The sequence below is a fragment of the Companilactobacillus kimchii DSM 13961 = JCM 10707 genome (assembly GCF_001435445.1).
Lineage (GTDB): Bacteria > Bacillota > Bacilli > Lactobacillales > Lactobacillaceae > Companilactobacillus > Companilactobacillus kimchii.
This window is the reverse complement of record NZ_AZDH01000005.1, coordinates 116,539-137,925: the sequence shown is the minus strand read 5'-3', so window position 1 is coordinate 137,925 and position 21,387 is coordinate 116,539. Positions and strand designations below refer to the sequence as shown.

The following is a 21,387-nucleotide window of genomic DNA, read 5'->3' as shown; positions in this document are numbered from 1 at the left end:
CAATTGACTTTATTATAGGCCAAAAAAAGAGTATCTTCACCACTTATAAATGAAGATACTCTTTTTTTATATTTAATATATTAAATTCCTTACCAAAAATTTATGAATTATTATTCTTAAAGGGAATATAACTAGAAAGCAGTCCTTAGACTAAGCGTTTTTCAGATTGGTCTTTAAAACACTTTATATAAATATTCTTAGAGTAAAATGTTCAAAATTAATTTTCATAATATTAAATAAGCCTTGTACTGATTATATTTTATAACATCCTTTTAATTTCTAACGAGAATATTCAACATACACAATCTCATTCACTTTTTTTACAGATTCCAAACTCAATTCTTTAGGAACAACCCGGTCAGAAAATAGTGGAATTCCCTTACCTAATATAATAGGTACAATGCCAATATGATAGATATCAATTAGATCAGCATTCACTAGTGGTGCTATCACGTTGCTACCACCGATGATCCAAATATCACCTTTGGATGATTTAGCCTTTAAGTCACTGACTAATTTTGCCACTTCGCCATTAACGAAGTGAATATTATCTTCATCTGGCAATGGATGTGTTGTCATCACATAATTTTCATAGCCGGCATATGGATAATCATTGGGCGACATGCCATTGACGATTTGGTTATATGTATGTCGACCCATGATAACAGTATTAACCCGTTTGGATAATTTTTCATACTCACGGTCTACAACACTACCTGTTGAAAATTTATCATTCCATAAGAAGTCAATCTTGCCATCAGAATTGGCAATATAGCCATCTAATGTTTGTGTAATAAATAGAATAACCTTGCGTGCCATATTTCTGACCCCCGACTTATTTTCTACAATTATATATCTATCAGAATAAATTAGTTAATAAATATGTAATAGAATACAAAAAGTATTAATAGGTTTTGAATGAAAATAAGTATCCTTTTTACATATAATCTGCTATACTTAAGTTGATACAGCATTTATAGATAACTATTCTCGGTTATCTTGTATCCAAAGAAGCGTTGGGTGTGGTCACCTAGCGCTTTTTTTGTCCTCTTTTTTATTATAAATATTATCGATAAATAAAATAATTCAAATATACATTCGAGAAACTTCTACACTGTCAAAAAAGTATAGAAGTTTTTTCATATAAAATTCCGATTACCAAAGGTATACCAATTTCATTTTGAAAGAGATTCGAATGAGTCTTGACATCCTGATACAATTGGAGTATGAGGGATTTTTTATTGATTTTATTCTCAAAACCGGTTTACATTTGAAACCGTTTGCATTAGTATAATGAATGTAACTTTTTGAAGGAGGGATTTTTATGTCAAGTGAGAGTACAGGTTCTTTTAAGGACCGAATGATTAACCTTGCCGGTAAATTTGCGGCTACTAGATTTGTTAGAGCCATCATGGATGCCGGTTATAGTGTTATTCCATTCACCATTATTGGTTCTATTTTTCTTATTTTAAATGTTCTACCCCAAGCCTTTCCAATTCCTGGATTTGCAGCTGTCTATGCAAACAGTTTGGGCCGCTTTTCAAACTTATTTCAAGCTGGCTATAACGCCACAATGGGTATTTTGGCTTTGATCTTCGCGGGTCAATTTACATTCTCTTATACTAAAATTTATGAAAAAGAAGAGAATTTGAATCTAGTTCCACTAAATGCTCTATTCATGTTTTTAATGGCATTCTTCATTACCGTTCCACAATTAATTTGGAAGAACGGTGTCGTTCAATTTCAACAATCTCTAAAACCAGATAACATTATCGGTGGTGGCTACGCCGTATCTACTGGTGGTATTACAAGAATCGCTGCTGTAGGTATTTTTACAGGTTTAGTTGTTGGTTGGATCACAGTTCAAGTTTATCGCTTCACTGTTAAACACAACTGGCAAATCAAAATGCCAGAATCAGTTCCAGCTGGTGTTTCTAACTCATTCAGTTCATTGATTCCTGGTGCTTGTGTTGCTATTGTTGTCAGTGTTCTTAACTTAGCTCTAGTTCTTGCCGGAACAGATATATTCAAGGTATTATACATTCCATTTTCATTTATCAGTGACATTACAAACACATGGTGGGGATTCTTGATTATCATCTTCCTTATCCACTTCCTATGGTGGTTCGGTATTCACGGTGCTACAATCATGAGTTCATTCTACACACCAATTATTTTGGCTAATATGGCTGCCAATGCTAAAGGTGCCGACAATTTCTTTGCTGGTGATCCATTGAACGCCTTTGTTATCATCGGTGGTTCTGGTGCTACTTTAGGTGTTGCCATTTGGTTAGCATTCTTCTCAAGATCAGCTCAACTAAAGGAAATTGGTAAAGTTGAACTTGTTCCAGCTATCTTCAATATCAATGAACCTTTACTATTCGGTTTACCTATCGTTTATAACGTTGATCTATTTATTCCATTCTTGGGTGCTCCACTAGTTTCAGGACTTGTCAGTTACTTTGCTTTCACGTCAAAACTAGTTCCTAAGATCATTACACAACAACCATGGCCTACACCAGTTGGTTTGAGTGGATTCATCGGTACTGCCAGTTGGAGAGGTGCTGTCCTTTCAATCGTCTGTGCCCTTGTATCATTCGTAGTTTGGTTCCCATTTATCAAACGTTACGACAACAGATTATTAAAACAAGAACAAGAAGCAGAAGCAGCTGCATAGAGAGCGTAGTAGGGGCGGTTAGCCTCTGAGGATTTGCCTAAGTATTGAAATTGCACGTGTACTTTACGGGCGATTCCAATATTGTAGCAAACCACAGGAATCTGTCCTGTGGAACTCATTTCCACTATTCAGCAAAGTACAATGTCTATCTTGTCTTGCAATAAAAAATGCTTTCGATGAAAAATCATCGAAAGCATTTTTTAGTACCTAAATTCTAATCTAAAGTAAAGTGAACCGTCGCTTCAATCCCCAACTTATCGGCTAAATTCTCTGCATACTTCTTAACTTCATCCTGTTTTGGTTCACTATCTTTATTCAACTTAATCAAGATAATTGATTCCTTACTCTTTGTTTTACTTGCCAATTGACCAACATAAACTTTCGAAATATCATCTGAATACTTCTTAGTTAATTGTTGCTTCAGCTTCAACAAGTTCTTATCGCTATTATCAGTTGCCGTACTCTGTGTACTGTCATTCTTTTCCTGATCAACATACTTCTTAAAGGCATTCACACTTAAGTAATTTCCTTTAGATAATTGTTGAAATTGTAATTTATAACTCCCTAATTGATAGTCGCTTAACTTATCGTCTAAGTTATTTATCTCAGCGTGACTCAAATGACTGCCGATAACAACCAATTTGATTTTCCCATTAGCGATTTGCTTATTGACGACATACAATCCTGGCAATTCATTATCGACAAAACTGGTCAATTGGGTCTCATTGTAGGTCTGTTTGACCAAAGTAGAGGCCGAAATCAAACTGGGAATAGTGATGATAATTGCTGCTGCAATAATCAATATCTGATTTTTAAGAGGTATACCAGTTGCTCTTTTGGTCCTCAAATTAAAAATCAAAGTACAAATCATCGTTGCCAAAGCAATGAAAAAAGTGTTGATCAAAAATAGATATCCAGCACTGAAAACAATGGACCATTTGAATTGACTCAATCCATATCCCACTGTTGATAGAGGCGGAATCAATGCTGTTGCAATCGCTACTCCTGGTAAAATATTTCCCGGATCTTTCTTGGCGGAACCGATAATCCCGGCAACACCACCGAAGAAGGCCACTAAAACGTCCCAAATAGCTGGTTGCGTCCGAGCAATAATTTGATCACTGGCATCTTTAATTGGCGATAGTGAAAAATAAATCGTGGCCGCCAACAGTGCAACCACCAACTCAATTAGATAGAGCGTCGCTGCTTTTCGGATCAGTTTCGTATCACGAATACCGAAACCATAACCCATTCCAATGATTGGGTCCATAATTGGTGAAATCAACATAGCTCCGATGACTACAGCTGTCGAATTCATATTCAAACCCACACAGGCTATGATTGTGGCACAAAATAAAACTGCAAAGTTAAGCCAACTGAGTCCTAAACCTTGCCGCACATGTCGATCAATAATATCTGATTTTAAAAGTTCCTCATTATCCATCATTTTTCCCCACTTCACAATTTTCAGGTCTATTTTACCAAAGATTCAACTACTATGCTTTACATATTAGATATTATTGAGTAGTATGTATTACATAATAGTGAGGTCATAAGCATGAACAATTCTCAATTACTCAAAGGTATTCTAGAAGGCTGTGTTTTATTCGTTATTTCTGATGGTGAAGTTTACGGATACGAGTTAGTCCAAAAATTAAATAAGTTGGGCTTCACTGATTTGATTGGCGGTACCGTTTATCCTCTACTTCAAAAATTGGAAAAACGCGGCGACTTAAGTAGCCAACGTAAACCCTCTTTGGAAGGACCTTCACGAAAGTATTATTCTTTGACTGATCAAGGTAAAAAGCGGATGAATGAATTTGCCAACCAATGGCAGTCACTAGAGTTAGTAGTTAACCAAATCATTTCAAGAAAAGGTGGACAAAATGACTAAATCTGACGAAGTACAGGAACTAATTTCCAGCAACAATGATTTACGTAAGAAACTCAATCCTGCTAATGAAAAATATTACAGTAAGCTATTAATTTACGTCCGCACTGCTGGGTTATTCTATGACGACTACGAAGTTGAAAGTAAGTTGTTAGAGATTCTTCAAGATATCCTCGATGCCCAAAATGATGGATCTAACGCTGAAGACTACTTTGGACAGGCTCCCACCGATACTGCCAATCAGTTGACCGCCAGCTTTACCAAAACTAGTCTTCATGACCGTTTGAAGTTTTTCGGTGGACTATTTGGTATTACGGCGATTTGGACATTAGTTATTCAACTAAATGGTCAGGAAAAGCAATTGAATCTCGTGCCTTTTATCCTAAACGGAGTTTTCATGATATGTCTTATCTTTGCGGCTTTTTGGCTCATTCATCAAACTATTTACGCCAAAATTTTTGAACACAAAGCTGTCAGTTTTGCGAGTGCCTGGATCGTCAGTCTTTTAACCGTCTTAATCTTTACCGTCATTCAATTTACTAAACCAACTATGTTAAACATCCCCATTACGAATAACTTAATTATTATTATCAACAGTCTTATTATTATCGGTTCGCTTGCTGCACTATTTTTGATTAAAGCTAAGTGGCGTCCAGTCATGATTGCGGCTGAACCGATGATTTGGGTTATTGCACTATCGAATATTTTCAAAGTTTACGCACCTGCAAGTATGAACAAAACTATTCTGGTTACAACTGCTATTTTGAGCATACTCAGTATTATTTGGTTCTTTGGTTATTTCCAGTGGAATAATCGCAAACATCAATAATTACACAAAAAACTAGACGTTTTTAGGCGTCTAGTTTTTTATTAAAGCAATGCAGTTAACTGTTTTATAAACTCATCATACGTCTTAGACTTAACCAACCGAGCAATGTTTTTAGGGTCGACGGCAATTTGTGATAAGTCATCAAAGATATTTCGATATGCTTGCTTGTTACTTTCATTTATGGCTAATAAAAACATCAAATTAACGTGATTGTTATCTTTATCCCAATTTATTCCTTTAGGATCAATTACCACATAACCTTGAGTTTTCAGAGCAATCATCTGTAGAGAATGAGGTATCGCAACTCTCCCAAAAGCAGTGCTAGACATTTTCTCTCTGGCTTCCAGCCTGTCTTTAAAATCAGTTGTCACAATCCCCTTTTGTTCCAACTCATTACAGATTGCTTTAAACAAATTTTCCCGATCAGTTTCATTATTAATAATTTTGAAATTTTCTTTTGGAAAAAATTTTTCTAAATTATTGGTAAAGTTTATTTTCTCTTGCTTATGTTTTAAAGCGACTATCAATTGACTAACTTCCTTATAGTCAATCTGTGTTAAAAATTGTGAAATATTAGCATGTCTTATTCCGGATAATGAATATTCAGAATTAACTTGTATCACAAAGTCTACTTTTCTTGGGTAATCGACTTCATTTATCATATCTGGATTATGAATTACCCTGCCTATTACAATATCCTGACTAAAAAGTCGCTCAAGTCTACTCATAAACTCATCATTATCACTTTGATAATCAGGCATTAACACTACCACATATAATTTATGCAGGTCATTAATATATTCAGATACGGCATTTCCAATATGCATTGCTATATAAGCAATTTCATCATCCTCTAAAGTAATATCTTCAATTTCTTCCATCCGATTAGAAATAAGCACTGCACATTCATAAATTATTGGCGACGACTTTCTTATTTTAGCTGTCATCGGATTCCGTTCTACATACCCACGTGATGAGCGCTCCAAAAGTCTCTGAATATGAATTGCAAATTGTTCCCTAAAATTCAGTACCCTCAAATCAATATTAAGCATAGAGTTAACGTATTTTATAAGATTATCTACTAAAACTATCGTACTGTGTTTAACATTGTCTTCTAGATCCCTATGTTTTCTAGTTATAGAGAACTGAACAATCAAAATTAAACTCTGTCTTTCGGAGTTAGAAAAATGGATATTTTCAGCTTGTTCTACAAAATCAATTAATTTATTACCAAAACTTCGTTCTTGGGTTCTTTCTCCATCATTATTCCCAATAACTGTTTTTTCATCATTATCTTTCTCCAGGTTTTGAGATTGGTAACCGTTCTTGATTCGGTGAGTGGCTATCGCAATGTGTAGCAAAATATTATTAAAATCAAAGGTATTCAAATAAATGTTCTCTATCATTGTTAATTTTTTTATAGCTTCTGAAATTTGGGTTACATTTATATCAGGAAAACTATCTTGGATCGTATCATTGCCGATAAACGTCTGTTTAGACTCTCTGTATAAAATGTCACTGATCAGCTTTCGTTTATCCATCTCACTACCTAATAGTGACCAACTATCACCATTTTGCTTTAAATCCAGATCAAACGGTTTTACGTAAAGTTGTATTTCTCTTAGCAATTTCAAAACAGTCGACTCACTCAAATAAAATTGATCAGCAAGATCATAGAGATTCAATTCTTTCTGTTGAGTAAATTCATTAATTAAAACTCTCTTTATACTTTCATAATCTGAATTTCGTTTAGTAGCACTATTTACCTTTTTTTGGTTAGCCTTATAACCTTCACTACTTACAAAAATAGCTGCAGTATCGATTAAATCTTTTGCGTAGCGCTTAATACTACGTTGAGATACACCAATTACCACAGCTAATTCATTAGAAGTATGCCATCCAGGGTTATTTTGTAAATAGTCCCATAGTTCTTTCTTATGGTCTTTACGCAAATAACTCATCTCCGTATACGTCTTCTTTTTTATATTTCTTTACCATTGGATGAAATAACATCTTTGTACCAATAGTAGCTATCTTTTAATAATCGTTTACCACTACCGTTACCTTCATCATCTTTATCTACATAGATGAATCCGTATCTCTTAGACATTTGTTGCGACGAACAACTTACAATATCAATTGGTCCCCAAGCACAATATGCAATTACTTTGGCTCCATCATGAATTGCTCTACCAACTTGCTCAATATGTGCACTTATATATTCTGAACGATAAGGATCATGAATTTCTCCATCCTCGACTTTGTCATACATACCAATCCCATTTTCAGCGATGATAATAGGTTTTTGATATCTGTCCCAATATTGACTTAACGTATTATACAAACCTTGAGGATCAACTGCCCATCCCCATGGGCTTTCCTTTAAATAAGGATTCTTACTAGTATCAGATGGACGATATCCATTTTTAGTCGAATCTACAACTTTAGAATAATAGTATGAAATTGCTAAGAAATCCATATGATTGTTAGCCAACAATTCCATATCATCATCTTCGATATCTAACTTATCTCCACGTTCAGCAAAATAATTTTTAGCATATTCAGGATAATAACCACGGAATTGAACATCTGTGAAGAAATATTGCAAACGATTTTGACGCATAGTTAAAATTACATCATCTGGTTTACAACTAGCGGGATAAGCTGTTCCGTCAGCAACCATCGTCCCAATATGAATATCTGGATTATTTAACGACTTAGCATACCCTTTGATCCATGCAGCTGCGACCATTTGATTATGAACAGCCTGATAAAGTGCCTCTTCTTCATTTTCATACTGATCTGAACAAACACCGACTGACAAGAATGGTTCGATTTGAACCATATTAATTTGATTGACAACAATCCAATAAGGTCTTACCAAATTTTTCGAACATAGGAATTACTTTTCTATTAGGCCAACCACCATATTCAATAGTTATGTTAATTGGAGTTTCATAATGGTTCATTGTAATGATTGGTTCTATTCCATAACTCAACATACAATCAATCATTTTGTCGTAGTGCTCTAGCGCTGATTTATTAGGTTCTGCGTCATCACCATTTGGAAAAACTCTTGACCAATCCAATGATGTCCTAAATGTTTTGAATCCCATATCGGCTAACAATTTAATATCTTCTGGATAAGTATGATAAAAATCAATTCCAAAACGCTTTGGGAAATAATCAGTTGTATCTTTAACGTTTTCCTTCACTTGTGCCAGAGTCATACCTTCTGTTTCAAGTTCCTGGATTTTATCATTAGATAATCCCTTCAAGTATGGTTGAACATCTGATGAGTTTAATCCTTTGCCATCTTCTTTATAGGCACCATCAGCCTGACTAGCAGCTTGAGCACCACCCCATAAAAAGTTATCTGGAAAATATGGATATTTATTGTCTTTCATAATTTATCTCCTCATTTAGACTTTTGATCACGTTTTTCAAAAACAGCAATTAGATGCTTTGCCAAATTATATTCACTCATAATAGTCATTAAAGTATCTTGAGCATGTGTGAATAGAACTGAATATTGAACTTTATCTCCTTCTGCTTCTTCTTGAAGTTTTTTAGTTTGTAAACGGTGTGCCACAACTAATTTAGCATCCGCTTTTTTTATATTTTCTTTTGCTTCTTCATAATTAAAATCACCAACATCATCCAGCGCTTCAGCAATAAATGCACGAGCATCACCAGCGTTGATAATGATGTCCATTGTGTCTTTGACTGACTTATTATCAAATTCTTCTTCTGACATGTGTCTCTTCTCCTAAACCCTTTAATTTAATTTTTTGCTTCTTCCTTAACTACTTGGCCATCATAAACTTTAAAGAATGGGAACCAGATGACCCAAGCTACAACAAAGATAACTGCCATTAAAATAATTGCTCCAACAGAAGAACTAACAATCCATGTTGAAATTGGGAATGGAATGTACCACATTTGCATTAAAGCCTTTGGAATAGCAGCCAATCCCATTTTTAAACCTAGCCATGTAATAATTGGAATTACAATACCGTTGATCCATAGAGGAATCATCAAGTATGGATTCCAAACGACAGTACCGAAAACAAGCGGTTCATTGATATTGAAAAGTGATGGAACAATACATGCTTTTCCTAAAGCCTTTAAACGTTGAGACTTTGCCATTAACAACATCATTAAGGCCAATGGCATCGTACATCCAACACCACCAATCCATGCCCATCCACTGTATATAACTTCACTAGTAAATACATGTGTTGCGGGATTTCCAGCGGCTACCGCAGCAACGTTTGCAGCAATACCACCCAACATTAAAGGTTGCGTAATTGGTGATAAAACCCAACCTGAAATACCCATTGAGTAAATAAAACAATCTAAGAACAGAATAAATGTAAATCCATAAATCGTGTCAGCACCCGTTGCTAATGGTGCAAATATTGATTGAATTGCGTTATACATATTGAAATGAGCTACATCAACTAATACCCAGCCCACGATAATGATGATTCCTATTGGTAGCATTGAATCGAACCACGACGTAACAAAATCGGGAATCACTGTATCTTCGCTAAAGAAGGAAAATCTTCCAAATCCTTCCATAATTAGGCTGACGAAAATAGCAACAATAATGGCAACAAACATACCACCAGCACCAAATTCGCTAAAACTAAATGAAGCAGTAGCTCCCGAGTTAGTAAACTTAGGGTTAATCAACATTAAGAACAAAGCTACTGATGTTAATCCAGCAATAATTCTTTGTTTCTTTAGTTTTTTGAACTCCATATAATTAAACGGAACTAGAAATGCCACAAAAATAGACAATAATCCAAAGGTAAAATTACTTACTGGTGAAAAATCAGGCCACCATTTCCAAAAGTTACCCGGAATATTTAATAGACTGACTACTGAACCAACTAGAATGAAAGGCAATACTTCAAGTACGGAATTTTTTAACGTTACGATCCATTGATTATTCCCAACAACTTGAGCTTTTGGCGCAAATTTATTATTGAGAAAATCCATAAATTTATTCATTTTGGCACACTCCCCAATTTACTTTTCCTTTTACTAATCTCCTAATTCTTCTTTCAGATGTGCAATAGCACCTTTACCATCAAGAATTGAGTAATAATCAGAATGCATTAAAACTACTGTTACATTTTCGGGGACACGTGCTTTGATAGCATCAAATTCAGCCTTTAAATGTGGACCAACCATTAAAGCGTCAATATCATCCATATAATCGCCTAATTCTGATTCACTACGAGCCTTAATTTTGTAATCAAGACCTTCTTTCTTAGCTGCCTTTCTCATATTAGCTGCCATAAAACCTGATGATGCTCCTGAACCACAAATCAATAGAATACTTTTACTCATAATACTTACCTCCGTAATATTTTTTAATTTATATGCTTTGTTATCTGTTTCTCTTTACGGTTATATAGTAAGTTATTTCTGAATACGGTTACATTTAGTTTTGTCACCCTCCTAGTGACAAACTTTCTAGACAAAAAAAGCCGAGGATAACCTCGACTCTTTTACTAACTATTTATTTTCCCAATACAGTTCTAACATCTGCTAGAGCTTGAGAAATATCTCCTTTAATAGCTTGACCTTTATCTTTAATTTCCTCTGGTAAAAATTGATGATCACGGTTGATCATGACATCATATGAACCTTCAAGACTTCCTGTTAGGGCCCAGAATGGTTCTTGAATAAACATTGGTGTCATACGACCAACTCCTAATTCGATCATGAGAAGATGATTGTCATGTAGATGTGTCAAAACATCATCTGAAACCTTTTGATATTCCTGATGATATCTAGTACCTTCCAAGAAGTTTCCATAACCTCTGACCCAAGGAAAAGCTTCCGCTCCGCAATTAGGACAACGAGGTATTAGTTCTGTTGGCACTTTAGTGTCATCCCCCATAGCTTGGACCATTTCCTCAACTGGTTTGACCGCATCCCACACTTCATCACTACATTGTGCAGAACACTGAAAGAAACGATGATCCCCTTGAATCTGAGCAACTTTGTCCTCTGGAAAAGCTTTTATTGCTTGAGTATCTTGATTCGTGGTCAAAATAAAGTAGTCTTTATCTTGCAAAATAGCTTGCAAATCTTTATATGGTTTTCTTATTTCCGCATGTTGCGTCGTATGAAGAAAAGTTGCCAAATAGCCCCAATACTCTTCACGGCTTGGCCAACGATATTGCATTCCAGAGAAGGCCCCTTTTATACCATATTTCTCGGCAAATTTTCCGAAATATTTTCTAAAAGATTCGTTATCTTCATAATAGAAGTCACCACCACCTGCAGCGGATAATCCTGAAGCTCCACCTACCAAAATATGATCCGCTTCATTAATTTTTTTGGCTAAAATATTGATTTGTTCCTCATATGGCAAAGGTGCTCTACTAGTCAATTTAACCGGTGTTTTGCCACTGGCGTATACATTAAAAAATTGTGAATAGTTGGTTTGTGTCTTCATTACTAATTGTTCATAAAAAGATAAGCTCATTTAATTTTCCTCCAATAATTCTTTAAAAGTAGTATCAATATTTCCTGGCAAGGCTACAGATTGATGCTCAATTTTAGGATCAATATAAATTTCTTGCGGCATATTCAAAGTTAGATAATTCCAAGCTGGATGATCTGCCACCATATCCATTAATGGAGCCTTAATCATTTTATTTTTAGAACCTATACCTAACTCCAGTTGTAAGATTTTCTTATTTTTATTCTTTTGAGCAAATTCAACGAACCTATTTCGTTGTTCATTCCAAGCTTCAGAATTCATATTCAATCCATCAAAGTTACCTTCAATTTCCCAAATGTTTTCATCGGAAAAACCGTTTAATTGAAAATGTTTATCGGCGTTTGATGTCAGAATGAAATAATCTTTTGGTTTAAGTATTTTATTGAGACTTTGAAATGTTTCTGTCGGCTTATAATCCTCAATTAAATATTGATGAACTTTTCTCATGAATTCTTGATGATTTGGCGCCGGCAATTGTGCAAAAACACCTTGAATCAAACTGCTAATGCCGTAAACAATCTTGAAATGATTAAAGTAATTTTCAAAATTTTCGTCATCAGCAAATATGTTGTATCCTTCTGAAATAGACAGGCCATTGCTTGCACTAACAAGAATTGCATCACTTTCATCAATCAATTTGCGAGCTTGCTCTATCCGTTTTTCCATTTTATCTCCTTTAACAAATTAATTAACATAATGTATAATTATGTACACACTGTATTGAATATATTTAAAATACATGAGAACGAATTCAAACTTAAGTACACATTTTGAATTTAATTCATGTTATAAACAGTTTTTAAATTGTGTTAAGGAGTTTATATGCAAAAAAATCGTAAGCCAGACCGTCGAACTATTTATACTATTAATATTATTAAGGATTCTTTTTTAGAATTGATTAAACACGAGCCATACAATCAACTCAATGTGGCCAAATTATGTCGTGAAGCGGAAATCACCCGTTCTACTTTCTACTTACACTTCGATAATCTGACTGACGTTTTAAATTCTGTTTTGGACGACGCCTTATTATTCAAGGATGAAACGAATCGTAGTGATAACATTGACCCTTCTAATCTCAGCATTGACTTATTACGAGAAAATGAATCAATGTTACCGGCTTGTCAAAGAATCGCTGATTCTTCCAAATATCGCAAACTCTTAATGGATTCTACCCTGAGCGATTATATTATTGGTCGTATCGTTGCCCACGAAAAATCACGGATGATTCCGTCTATTCAGCGAAGAACTGGTCTTAATGAAGCGGATGCCGAATTACTCTTCATCTACTCAATTCACGGATCATTTGCCATTAATAAACGACACCATTTTGTAAAAAATGACTCTTGGTATCATGAACTCCAACTGTTAAATAAATTTACTGGTGCTGGTTATAATTCTTTAAAAAATTAATAGTGCAAAAAAAGCCGAGGATAACCTCGACTTCTTTAATTAAGAATAATTTTCAATTTTACTTCCGGCATCTGAGCCATAAACAATCTTCTGTACATTCTTTGTGATTTCAGCAATCCTTGAAAAGCCACTCAAACCACTTTGATTATGGCCATTTGTCATAACTACTAAAATATATTTTTGTCCATTTGGCAACGTCACAATACCGGCATCATTGTTCGTATCATTTAGAAAACCAACTTTATCTTGGACAGTTGTTCCACTATCGGCGGCGGATGCTCCAGCAGGGATTCCGGTTCGATAAATTTGCTGGCCCATTAAATTCAAAATCTTCGCTTGATCAGATTCATTTTCATAGGCACCTTTTCCGGTAGCTAAATCTTCTAGCAACAGTTGCAGACTGTAACTAGTTGTTTTGGCAGCCTGTCCATCTTGGAAAACTGATGGATACCAACCTTGTTTTTTAATGAAGGTACTGATCGTACTAGCACCATACTTGTCAATTTGTGTTTCCGCAAAATCATTCTCACTATTAACGATCATCTTGTCAAAACTATCAGTATTCTCAGTCGTCCAACTAAAATTACCATTCGCCTTTTGATTCATCAAGTAAGCTGTTAAATACAATTTATATGTACTAGCAGCTGTTTTAACTGCATGGGCATTTGATTCAGTTTCCAAACTACCCGTTTGATAAAGTTTGGCATATTTACTATTAGCCGCGGCACTGCCACTTTCTGCACCTAAATTGTAAAAACTAACACTAGCAGTACCATCCTTGGTAACTGTATTCAGGTAGTTAGTCAGATTGGTTTGAATAATTTTTTGTTTCTTTTTAATTGCTTGCTCAGTTTTAAAATTGTCAATAATAGTTGATGCATATGAATTATTGAAGAAATAACTCAGACTACCAACGATTATTATTGTTGCAATCAAAAGAACCCTCAAATATTTTTTGAACTTTCTTCTTTTGACTCGTATAAGATTACCTCATCCCATTAATTGTAAAAATTTAATAAAGTCAATTATACGAGCTATTTATGAATTTTCTTTATACGATTTCATTACAACTCTTTTAACAATTTGTAAATTTTGTTACATCACTGAAATAAAAATCAAAAACCAATTTGCTTAAATTCCCAATTCTTACTACAGACTAGATAGTATTTTACTTATTCTTCTGAGATAAGTATATTTAATTCATAATTTTATAAAATGTTTAGCCTAATAAAACAAGAACGACCTCTATTAAGAGATTCAAGTAAAGAATATATCTTGAATACTTAATAGAGGTCGTTCTTTTGATTTAAATTTCTTCAAAAGTTTTAAAACATCAATAATATTAGAATCAGGAAATCGGTCAGTAGTATGTTTATCCCCCAAAGATTCCCAGCGAAATTCGAGCATACCGACTCATTCTGGAAATATCCCAAGTTGGATACCAGACTAACTCAACTTCACATTCACTGATTCCCTCAACTGTTTCGGCAGCCTCTACAATCGAATCATGTAACATATCGCTCAAAGGACATCCCATTGTGGTCAAGGTCATTGTCACTACGGCTTTATTTTCATGTTCAATGCTTACTCCATAGATCAAACCTAAGTTCACAATGTCGATTCCTAATTCCGGATCGATCACATCCTCTAAGGCCTCCATAACTAGATCCTTTTTTTCTGTCATAATCTTATCCTTTAACCAATTGAACCTTCCATCTCAAAACTGATCAAACGGTTTAATTCGACGGCATATTCCATTGGGAGTTTTTTTGTAAATGGCTCCACGAATCCCATGACAATCATTTCAGTAGCTTTTTCCTCAGAAATCCCTCGACTCATCAAATAATAAAGCTGTTCTTCTGAAATTTTAGAAACTCGAGCCTCATGTTCCATTGAAACGTTAGCATTATCAATTTCATTATAAGGTATTGTATCAGATGAAGACTGATCATCCATAATAATCGTGTCGCATTCAACGTGGGCTTTTGATCCATCAGAGTGTTTGCCAAAGCGAACTGTACCACGATAGTCAACTGAACCACCAGTTTTAGCGATTGATTTAGAAACGATTGAACTAGAAGTATTCTTAGCATTATGAATCATTCTGGCACCAGAATCCTGATGAATCCCGTTACTTGCCACCGCAATTGACAGCATTGTGCCACGGGCATTCTCCCCATTCAAGTAAACACTTGGATACTTCATCGTGACCTTAGAACCTAAGTTACCATCGACCCATTCCATTGTGGCGTTCTCTTCAGCAGCAGCACGTTTAGTTTCCAGGCTGTAAACATTATCGGACCAATTCTGAATCGTAGTATAACGGCAATAAGCATCCTTTTGCACGTTAACTTCAACTACTGCCGCATGCAAACTATCAGATGAGTAATTTGGTGCCGTGCAACCTTCAACATAGTCAACTTTGGCTCCTTCATCAACAATGATCAATGTTCTTTCAAACTGACCAGAGTTTTCCGAATTCAAACGAAAATACGATTGAATTGGAATATCAGTTCTGACACCCTTTGGTACGTAAATGAATGAACCACCTGACCAAACAGCTCCATTCAAAGCTGCAAATTTGTTATCAGTTGGTTTCACTAATTTTCCAAACCATTTCTTGAATAGCTCTGGATATTCCTTCAAAGCTGTATCTGAATCAGTAAAGATAATCCCCAACTTAGCAAATTCTTCACGCATATTGTGATAAACCACTTCAGATTCATACTGCGCTGAAGACCCACCCAAGTATTTTCTTTCGGCTTCTGGTACACCCAAGCGGTCAAAAGTTTCTTTCATTTTATCGGGAACATCTTCCCAATCACGATATTTTCTATCAGTCATTTTTTGATAATAAAGCATATTCTTCAGATCAAGTTTGGAAAGATCTGGACCATATGTTGGCATTGGCAGCTTTTTGTAAGCTTCATAGGATTTCAGACGATAATCTAACATCCACTGTGGTTCATTTTTTTCGGCTGAAATTTGTCTGACCGTTTCTTCAGTTAAACCGCGGCCTGTCGAATACTTTGGTTTGATGTCATCATGAAAACCATACTCGTAATCTGAATCATTTAAATCAATCATCGTCTTCATCTCCTAACGACTTTCTCAATGCCCACCAACATAAGGTGGCACATTTAATTCTAGCGGGAAACTGCATAATACTGGACAAAATTGCAGCATCACCTAATTTATCTAAATCACTTTGAGAGTGTTTTTTACCCATGATCATATCTGAAAAGATATGTGCCATCTCCAAACTCTCAGTTGTTGTTTTATTGAGAACCGCATCGGTCATCATACTAGCGGAAGACTGACTGATCGTACAACCTTCACCAGTAAAGCCAATATCAGTTATCTTATCGCCATCTAATTTAATTTCTAAATTGATCACATCACCACAAGTTGGATTCTTCAAAGTAATCTTGTTCGTTGCTTCAGACAAACTTTGCTTATGATGTGGATGTTCAGAATGATCCAAGATAACTTCACGGTACAAACTGTTTAATCCATTTAAACTCATACTTTGAAAAACTCCTTTGTGTCACAGATTGCCTGAATCAATTCATCAGCATCCTGCTTATTGTTGTAAATGTAAAAACTAGCTCGAGCTGTGGCTACTAAATCCAAATATTTCATCAGTGGTTGAGCACAATGATGGCCAGCTCGAATCGCTACTCCATCCATATCCAAAGCAGTGGCTACATCATGTGGATGTAACCCTTTAAGATTAAATGAAATGACTCCACTGTGATGATCAGCATCTTGTGGTCCATAAACTGTTAATCCATCGATCTCAAGCAATTTGGGTAAGACATACGATACTAATTCTTTCTCATAGTTTTCAACATTTTCCATGCCGATACCACTTAAATAATCAATCGCTTTACTTAATCCGACAGCACCAGATACATTTTGTGTTCCGGCTTCAAATTTCCAAGGAATATCGGTCCAGGTACTTTGATATTTCTCAACGAAATCAATCATTTCACCACCATATTGATAAGGCGACATGGCTTTCAACAAATCAGCTTTACCATACAAAACACCGATCCCCATTGGAGCCAACATTTTGTGTCCTGAAAAGGCGTAGAAATCAACATCTAAGTCCTGAACATCAACTGACATATGGGGAACTGCCTGTGCACCATCAGCTACCATAATAGCGTTATGAGCATGAGCAATTTTAGCCAGCTGTTTAATATCATTAGTAACGCCAAGAACGTTGCTGGCATGGACAATAGAAACAATTTTTGTTTTATCAGTAATTTGCTTTCTTGCATCAGCCATATCTAATTGACCGTCAGCTGTTAAACCGATATATTTCAAGACAGCCTTTTTACGATTTGCCAATTGTTGCCAAGGAATCAAATTGCTGTGATGTTCCATAACGGAAATGACGATTTCGTCACCAGCTTCGATATTGTCCTCACCATAAGTACTTGCGACTAAATTCAAACTGTCAGTTGCACCCTTAGTGAAAATAATTTCTCGACTCTCTTTAGCATTGATAAACTGTTGCACCTTTTGACGGGCAGCTTCAAATTCTTCAGTAGCTCTCTCACCTAAGGTATGCACACCTCGACGAGTATTAGCGTTATCATTTTGATAATAACGAACGATTTCATCGATAACCTGATTAGGTTTCTGACTAGTAGCAGCATTATCCAAATATACTAGTGGTTCATCGTTTACTTTTTGATTAAGGATTGGAAAATCCTTACGAATTTGTTGCAACTGTTTGTCCATCGGCCAATTTCCTCTCAATCGTTTGGATTAATTCCTTACGGATAGCTTTAGAAGGAATTGAAACTAGTACATCACCTAAGAATCCTCGAATAACCATCCGTTGAGCTGTTTTACGATCAATCCCACGACTCATCAAATAGTAGAGTTGTCTCTGATCGACCTGACCAACACTTGCTGCATGTCCAGCCAAAACATCATTTTCATCAATCAAAAGAATTGGATTAGCATCACCATGGGCTTCACTTGACATCATCATAACTCGGTTCTGCTGTTCCGCATTGGCCCCTGAAGCACCTTTGATAATATGACCAATACCATTAAAAATCAGACGTGAACGATCCATGATAACTCCACGTTGATTAATATTACCAATGGAATGTTTGCCATAATTAGTAACTCGAGTATTCACACCTTCTTGCTGTTGTCCTGAAGTGATATCAACAACTTTAATTTCTGAATGAGCACCTTCACCAAACAAATCGGTGTCAAAATCAGCTACCGTATTGCCAGAATTCATCAGCCCAATTGACCAATCAACGTAAGCATTTTGATCGACGTAGGCACGACGGCTTAAATAGGAAGTAACATTCTCACCCATTTCATCGACTGCCGCATATCTCACTTCACTATTAGGCATCGCCATTACTTCAACTACACAGTTAGCAACACTTTTCGCGTCACCTTCAGTTCTAGTTCTTTGAATAAAGGAGAACTTTGAATTTTCACCTGCCACAATTAAAACGTGTGAAATAAAAGGTTGGTGGGAATCTTGTTTTAGCTCAATTTCGATTGGTTTTTGAACTACAGTATTTTCAGGCACATACAGAAAAATACCTTGATTCATGAATGCTGTATGGTACGCTGTCATTTTATTTTCGTCAGATTTTATAACTTTATTCATGAAGTACTTTTGAACCATTTCTGGGTACGCTGTCATAGCATCAAAAATATCCATCAAAATATAATCATCACAAGCTGTTGGCACATTGGTCTTAATAATCGTCTCGGTTGATGGTGTTAATTGCCAACTACTGAAATTAAAACGTTGCATCTTAGGCAAAGACAACTTATCCATCAGCTCAAAAGATGCCTGTCTTTTTTGAGTAAACCAAGTTGGTTCATCTGTTGTCGTCGCAAATTTTTCTAGTGTCATAATATCCCCTTAGTCGTCAATCAGATTCACATCAAGTCCTAATTCATCACGCAAGCCAGCATAACCCTCATCTTCAAGTTTTTGAGCTAACTGCGCATCACCAGTCTTTACAATTCTTCCGTCCATCATAATATGAACCACATCTGGTTTGATATAATTCAATAGTCTTTGATAGTGAGTGATAATCAAAGCTCCAAAATTATCGCCACGCATGGAGTTGACACCTTTTGAAACAACTTTAAGTGCATCGATATCAAGTCCAGAATCAATTTCATCCAATAAGGCAAAACTTGGTTTAATCATCAATAATTGCAAAATTTCATTACGTTTCTTTTCACCACCGGAAAAACCCTCATTCAAGTAACGCTCTGTCATTGCCTCACTCATATCTAATAATTCCAAATTCTTATCTAATTCCTTAATAAAGTCCATAACTGAAATCTTGTCGTTTTCTGGTCGTCTAGCATTGATTGCAGCGCGTAAGAATTCAGCATTAGTAACACCTTGAATTTCGGCCGGATATTGCATTGCCAAGAATAATCCTTTACGTGCACGTTCGTCGACTGGCATGTCCAAAATACTTTGACCATCTAGCAGAATATCACCGTGAGTCATATGATAATTCTTTTGACCCATAATGGTTTGTGACAAAGTCGATTTACCCGTTCCGTTAGGTCCCATGATGGCATGGATTTCACCGGTCTTCATTTCTAAATTAACGCCTTTGAGAATTTCCTTGCTAGTTTTTTTCTCTTCATCTGTAACTTCTACATGAAGTTCTTTTATTAACAATTCTGCCATTTTTATTCTCCCAAATATTAATTAATATTCCTTTATATCACTCGTTGATTAGTATTCTACAGCATTATTAAACATAGAAAAACAGTTATCAATACTAAAAGAGCATCCCTGACTTCAATCAGAGATGCTCTTATTTTTTTACTTACTATATTCAAGATAGGCGATACCGTTAACTTTTTTAGCTGATATCAAATTTAGTTCTTTAAACTTTGTTTTATCTGAGAATAAAGGAATACCTTTTCCCAAAATAATTGGAACAATTCCTATTTGATAAACATCGATTAGGTCACTGTTAACTAATGGAGCAATGATACTGCTGCCACCAATGATCCAAATATCTTTATTCGATGACCTATTCTTCAACCCCTTAACCAAATCAACAATATCACCATCTACAAAATGCAAATTACCGACATCATCAATTGGCTGGCGAGTCATTATGTAATTATCAAAATCATCATAAGGATAACTATCCGGCGATAATTTATTAGCCACCTGATCATAAGTTTTGCGCCCCATGACTACTGAATCCACATGCTTAACTAATTTCTCATATTCACGATCATTGTCTTCACCAGATGTAAAATCATTATCAATCAAATAGTCAATGTTGCCATTTTCTTCTGCAATATATCCATCTAAAGTTTCCGCGATGAATAGAATAACTTTACGTGTCATATGTCTATCCTCCGGTTCTTCTGGTTAAACATATTGTATATTCTTGCAGTTGAAGTTACTAATAAAAGGCTATTCCAAAAATCATCTCCAGTTAATTTAGACCTATGAATTTCTAATATTAGATCGTCTATCAATCATTTTTTTAATTGAATTCATAGCTTGATCATAAACAGATCTATCTATGCCATACTCATCAAGAACAACTTTATTGAAACTAATCCAGTCTTTATCTTCTAATTGATCTTTTATATTCATAACAATTTTTTTACTTACTATTTTCCATGATTTCAAGATTCTATTCTCTTGATTTATATCCAACAAATCTGGATTCAAAATACTAAATTGTTGCAATGAATCTGCTGTCAAATCAACAACACCTTTACCACGTGCAAAGCCACTACCACACAATATGAATAACGGTATTATCGAATTTAATAATGCATGTATTAGACTTTTTCTTTGATAAAATCTATTATTCAAAGAAAGCGCCACAACTCTTTGATTAATGGCACTGGGTTCATCAAATGCTGACCAAAAAAAACGTTTATCTGGATTCAACGATGTAATAAAATCACCATATTTGGGTTTATCCTCAGCCATATACCATTTGTCACTATGTTTTTCTTTTTGAATAATTGCCCTACGAGTATTTTCTATCGATTTTATA

General features: G+C 35.3%; 21 protein-coding genes and 1 pseudogene. 4 read left to right on the top strand and 18 right to left on the bottom strand.

Translation table 11 applies throughout. The annotated features are described in order from the left end of the window. Positions 1-279: 279 nt before the first annotated feature. The gene (locus FC97_RS03275) at positions 280-819 is read right to left on the bottom strand and encodes a dihydrofolate reductase family protein (RefSeq protein WP_054643016.1); all 540 of its coding nucleotides are present in this window, start codon (positions 817-819) and stop codon (positions 280-282) included. Positions 820-1,324: 505 nt separating this feature from the next. Between FC97_RS03275 and celB the strand changes: the two genes are divergently transcribed. Further along, on the top strand, positions 1,325-2,677 hold the full coding sequence (celB, locus tag FC97_RS03270; RefSeq protein WP_054643015.1) for a PTS cellobiose transporter subunit IIC: 1,353 nt from the start codon (positions 1,325-1,327) through the stop codon (positions 2,675-2,677). A gap of 214 nt (positions 2,678-2,891) precedes the next feature. On the opposite strand, the gene FC97_RS03265 is transcribed toward celB, so the two are convergent. Beyond that, positions 2,892-4,124 carry a DUF389 domain-containing protein gene (locus FC97_RS03265; RefSeq protein WP_082397536.1) on the bottom strand — a complete coding sequence of 411 codons (1,233 nt, stop codon included), beginning with the start codon at positions 4,122-4,124 and terminating at the stop codon, positions 2,892-2,894. A gap of 111 nt (positions 4,125-4,235) precedes the next feature. On the opposite strand from FC97_RS03265, the gene FC97_RS03260 reads away from it, so the two are divergent. Both FC97_RS03260 and FC97_RS03255 read left to right on the top strand, forming a co-directional pair. Next, positions 4,236-4,571: a PadR family transcriptional regulator gene (locus tag FC97_RS03260; protein WP_056967791.1), complete on the top strand. Its 336-nt coding sequence runs from the start codon at positions 4,236-4,238 to the stop codon at positions 4,569-4,571. Continuing rightward, positions 4,564-5,397, top strand: a complete 834-nt coding sequence (locus FC97_RS03255; RefSeq protein WP_056967790.1) for a hypothetical protein — start codon at positions 4,564-4,566, stop codon at positions 5,395-5,397. The genes FC97_RS03260 and FC97_RS03255 overlap by 8 nt, the downstream gene beginning before the upstream one ends. A gap of 41 nt (positions 5,398-5,438) precedes the next feature. Here FC97_RS03255 and FC97_RS03250 read toward each other — a convergent pair whose 3' ends face one another. The 7 genes and pseudogenes from FC97_RS03250 to FC97_RS03220 all read right to left on the bottom strand — a co-directional run bounded on the left by FC97_RS03250 (position 5,439) and on the right by FC97_RS03220 (position 12,589). Next, positions 5,439-7,349: a BglG family transcription antiterminator gene (locus tag FC97_RS03250; protein ID WP_056967788.1), complete on the bottom strand. Its 1,911-nt coding sequence runs from the start codon at positions 7,347-7,349 to the stop codon at positions 5,439-5,441. Positions 7,350-7,378: 29 nt separating this feature from the next. Continuing rightward, a pseudogene (locus tag FC97_RS03245) lies at positions 7,379-8,804 on the bottom strand (glycoside hydrolase family 1 protein). 11 nt (positions 8,805-8,815) lie between these two features. Next, the gene (locus tag FC97_RS03240) at positions 8,816-9,154 is read right to left on the bottom strand and encodes a PTS sugar transporter subunit IIA (RefSeq protein WP_054643008.1); all 339 of its coding nucleotides are present in this window, start codon (positions 9,152-9,154) and stop codon (positions 8,816-8,818) included. Between the two features lie 26 nt (positions 9,155-9,180). Beyond that, a complete protein-coding gene (locus FC97_RS03235; RefSeq protein WP_056967786.1) occupies positions 9,181-10,416 on the bottom strand; it encodes a PTS sugar transporter subunit IIC in 1,236 nt (411 codons plus the stop codon). Positions 10,417-10,449: 33 nt separating this feature from the next. Next, complete coding sequence (locus FC97_RS03230) at positions 10,450-10,758, bottom strand: PTS sugar transporter subunit IIB (protein WP_054643007.1); 309 nt, start codon at positions 10,756-10,758, stop codon at positions 10,450-10,452. Positions 10,759-10,930: 172 nt separating this feature from the next. Beyond that, positions 10,931-11,905 (bottom strand): SIR2 family NAD-dependent protein deacylase, encoded by a 975-nt coding sequence (locus tag FC97_RS03225; protein WP_054643006.1) that lies wholly within the window; start codon positions 11,903-11,905, stop codon positions 10,931-10,933. Next, complete coding sequence (locus FC97_RS03220; protein WP_054643005.1) at positions 11,906-12,589, bottom strand: hypothetical protein; 684 nt, start codon at positions 12,587-12,589, stop codon at positions 11,906-11,908. Between the two features lie 156 nt (positions 12,590-12,745). On the opposite strand from FC97_RS03220, the gene FC97_RS03215 reads away from it, so the two are divergent. Next, entirely contained in the window at positions 12,746-13,336 is a 591-nt protein-coding gene (locus FC97_RS03215) for a TetR/AcrR family transcriptional regulator (RefSeq protein WP_054643004.1), read from the top strand. Between the two features lie 39 nt (positions 13,337-13,375). Here the strand turns inward: FC97_RS03215 and FC97_RS03210 are convergent, their stop codons facing one another. The 9 genes from FC97_RS03210 to FC97_RS03170 form a co-directional block, all read right to left on the bottom strand. Then, entirely contained in the window at positions 13,376-14,272 is an 897-nt protein-coding gene (locus FC97_RS03210) for a serine hydrolase (protein WP_225868736.1), read from the bottom strand. A gap of 436 nt (positions 14,273-14,708) precedes the next feature. Then, a complete protein-coding gene (locus FC97_RS03205; protein WP_054643003.1) occupies positions 14,709-15,020 on the bottom strand; it encodes a metal-sulfur cluster assembly factor in 312 nt (103 codons plus the stop codon). 11 nt (positions 15,021-15,031) lie between these two features. Beyond that, entirely contained in the window at positions 15,032-16,423 is a 1,392-nt protein-coding gene (gene sufB / locus FC97_RS03200) for a Fe-S cluster assembly protein SufB (protein WP_371125776.1), read from the bottom strand. Further along, the gene (gene sufU, locus FC97_RS03195) at positions 16,416-16,862 is read right to left on the bottom strand and encodes a Fe-S cluster assembly sulfur transfer protein SufU (RefSeq protein WP_054643001.1); all 447 of its coding nucleotides are present in this window, start codon (positions 16,860-16,862) and stop codon (positions 16,416-16,418) included. The genes sufB and sufU overlap by 8 nt, the downstream gene beginning before the upstream one ends. Continuing rightward, entirely contained in the window at positions 16,859-18,088 is a 1,230-nt protein-coding gene (locus FC97_RS03190) for an aminotransferase class V-fold PLP-dependent enzyme (RefSeq protein WP_054643000.1), read from the bottom strand. The genes sufU and FC97_RS03190 overlap by 4 nt, the downstream gene beginning before the upstream one ends. Beyond that, complete coding sequence (sufD, locus tag FC97_RS03185) at positions 18,060-19,241, bottom strand: Fe-S cluster assembly protein SufD (RefSeq protein WP_054642999.1); 1,182 nt, start codon at positions 19,239-19,241, stop codon at positions 18,060-18,062. The genes FC97_RS03190 and sufD overlap by 29 nt, the downstream gene beginning before the upstream one ends. 9 nt (positions 19,242-19,250) lie before the next feature. Beyond that, positions 19,251-20,042 carry a Fe-S cluster assembly ATPase SufC gene (gene sufC, locus FC97_RS03180; protein ID WP_054642998.1) on the bottom strand — a complete coding sequence of 264 codons (792 nt, stop codon included), beginning with the start codon at positions 20,040-20,042 and terminating at the stop codon, positions 19,251-19,253. A gap of 138 nt (positions 20,043-20,180) precedes the next feature. Further along, positions 20,181-20,720, bottom strand: coding sequence for a dihydrofolate reductase family protein (locus FC97_RS03175; protein WP_054642997.1), 540 nt, complete (start codon positions 20,718-20,720; stop codon positions 20,181-20,183). 102 nt (positions 20,721-20,822) lie between these two features. Beyond that, entirely contained in the window at positions 20,823-21,320 is a 498-nt protein-coding gene (locus FC97_RS03170) for a hypothetical protein (protein WP_056967784.1), read from the bottom strand. Between the last annotated feature and the right edge of the window lie 67 nt (positions 21,321-21,387).

Excerpts from the sequence above, each read along its gene's own strand:
- FC97_RS03275 (WP_054643016.1), bottom strand. The coding sequence starts at position 819 with ATGGCACGCAAGGTTATTCTATTTATTACACAAACATTAGATGGCTAT.
- celB (WP_054643015.1), top strand. The coding sequence starts at position 1,325 with ATGTCAAGTGAGAGTACAGGTTCTTTTAAGGACCGAATGATTAACCTT.
- FC97_RS03265 (WP_082397536.1), bottom strand. The coding sequence starts at position 4,124 with ATGATGGATAATGAGGAACTTTTAAAATCAGATATTATTGATCGACAT.
- FC97_RS03260 (WP_056967791.1), top strand. The coding sequence starts at position 4,236 with ATGAACAATTCTCAATTACTCAAAGGTATTCTAGAAGGCTGTGTTTTA.
- FC97_RS03255 (WP_056967790.1), top strand. The coding sequence starts at position 4,564 with ATGACTAAATCTGACGAAGTACAGGAACTAATTTCCAGCAACAATGAT.
- FC97_RS03240 (WP_054643008.1), bottom strand. The coding sequence starts at position 9,154 with ATGTCAGAAGAAGAATTTGATAATAAGTCAGTCAAAGACACAATGGAC.
- FC97_RS03235 (WP_056967786.1), bottom strand. The coding sequence starts at position 10,416 with ATGAATAAATTTATGGATTTTCTCAATAATAAATTTGCGCCAAAAGCT.
- FC97_RS03230 (WP_054643007.1), bottom strand. The coding sequence starts at position 10,758 with ATGAGTAAAAGTATTCTATTGATTTGTGGTTCAGGAGCATCATCAGGT.
- FC97_RS03225 (WP_054643006.1), bottom strand. The coding sequence starts at position 11,905 with ATGAGCTTATCTTTTTATGAACAATTAGTAATGAAGACACAAACCAAC.
- FC97_RS03220 (WP_054643005.1), bottom strand. The coding sequence starts at position 12,589 with ATGGAAAAACGGATAGAGCAAGCTCGCAAATTGATTGATGAAAGTGAT.
- FC97_RS03215 (WP_054643004.1), top strand. The coding sequence starts at position 12,746 with ATGCAAAAAAATCGTAAGCCAGACCGTCGAACTATTTATACTATTAAT.
- FC97_RS03205 (WP_054643003.1), bottom strand. The coding sequence starts at position 15,020 with ATGACAGAAAAAAAGGATCTAGTTATGGAGGCCTTAGAGGATGTGATC.
- sufB (WP_371125776.1), bottom strand. The coding sequence starts at position 16,423 with ATGATTGATTTAAATGATTCAGATTACGAGTATGGTTTTCATGATGAC.
- sufU (WP_054643001.1), bottom strand. The coding sequence starts at position 16,862 with ATGAGTTTAAATGGATTAAACAGTTTGTACCGTGAAGTTATCTTGGAT.
- FC97_RS03190 (WP_054643000.1), bottom strand. The coding sequence starts at position 18,088 with ATGGACAAACAGTTGCAACAAATTCGTAAGGATTTTCCAATCCTTAAT.
- sufD (WP_054642999.1), bottom strand. The coding sequence starts at position 19,241 with ATGACACTAGAAAAATTTGCGACGACAACAGATGAACCAACTTGGTTT.
- sufC (WP_054642998.1), bottom strand. The coding sequence starts at position 20,042 with ATGGCAGAATTGTTAATAAAAGAACTTCATGTAGAAGTTACAGATGAA.
- FC97_RS03175 (WP_054642997.1), bottom strand. The coding sequence starts at position 20,720 with ATGACACGTAAAGTTATTCTATTCATCGCGGAAACTTTAGATGGATAT.
- FC97_RS03170 (WP_056967784.1), bottom strand. The coding sequence starts at position 21,320 with ATGGCTGAGGATAAACCCAAATATGGTGATTTTATTACATCGTTGAAT.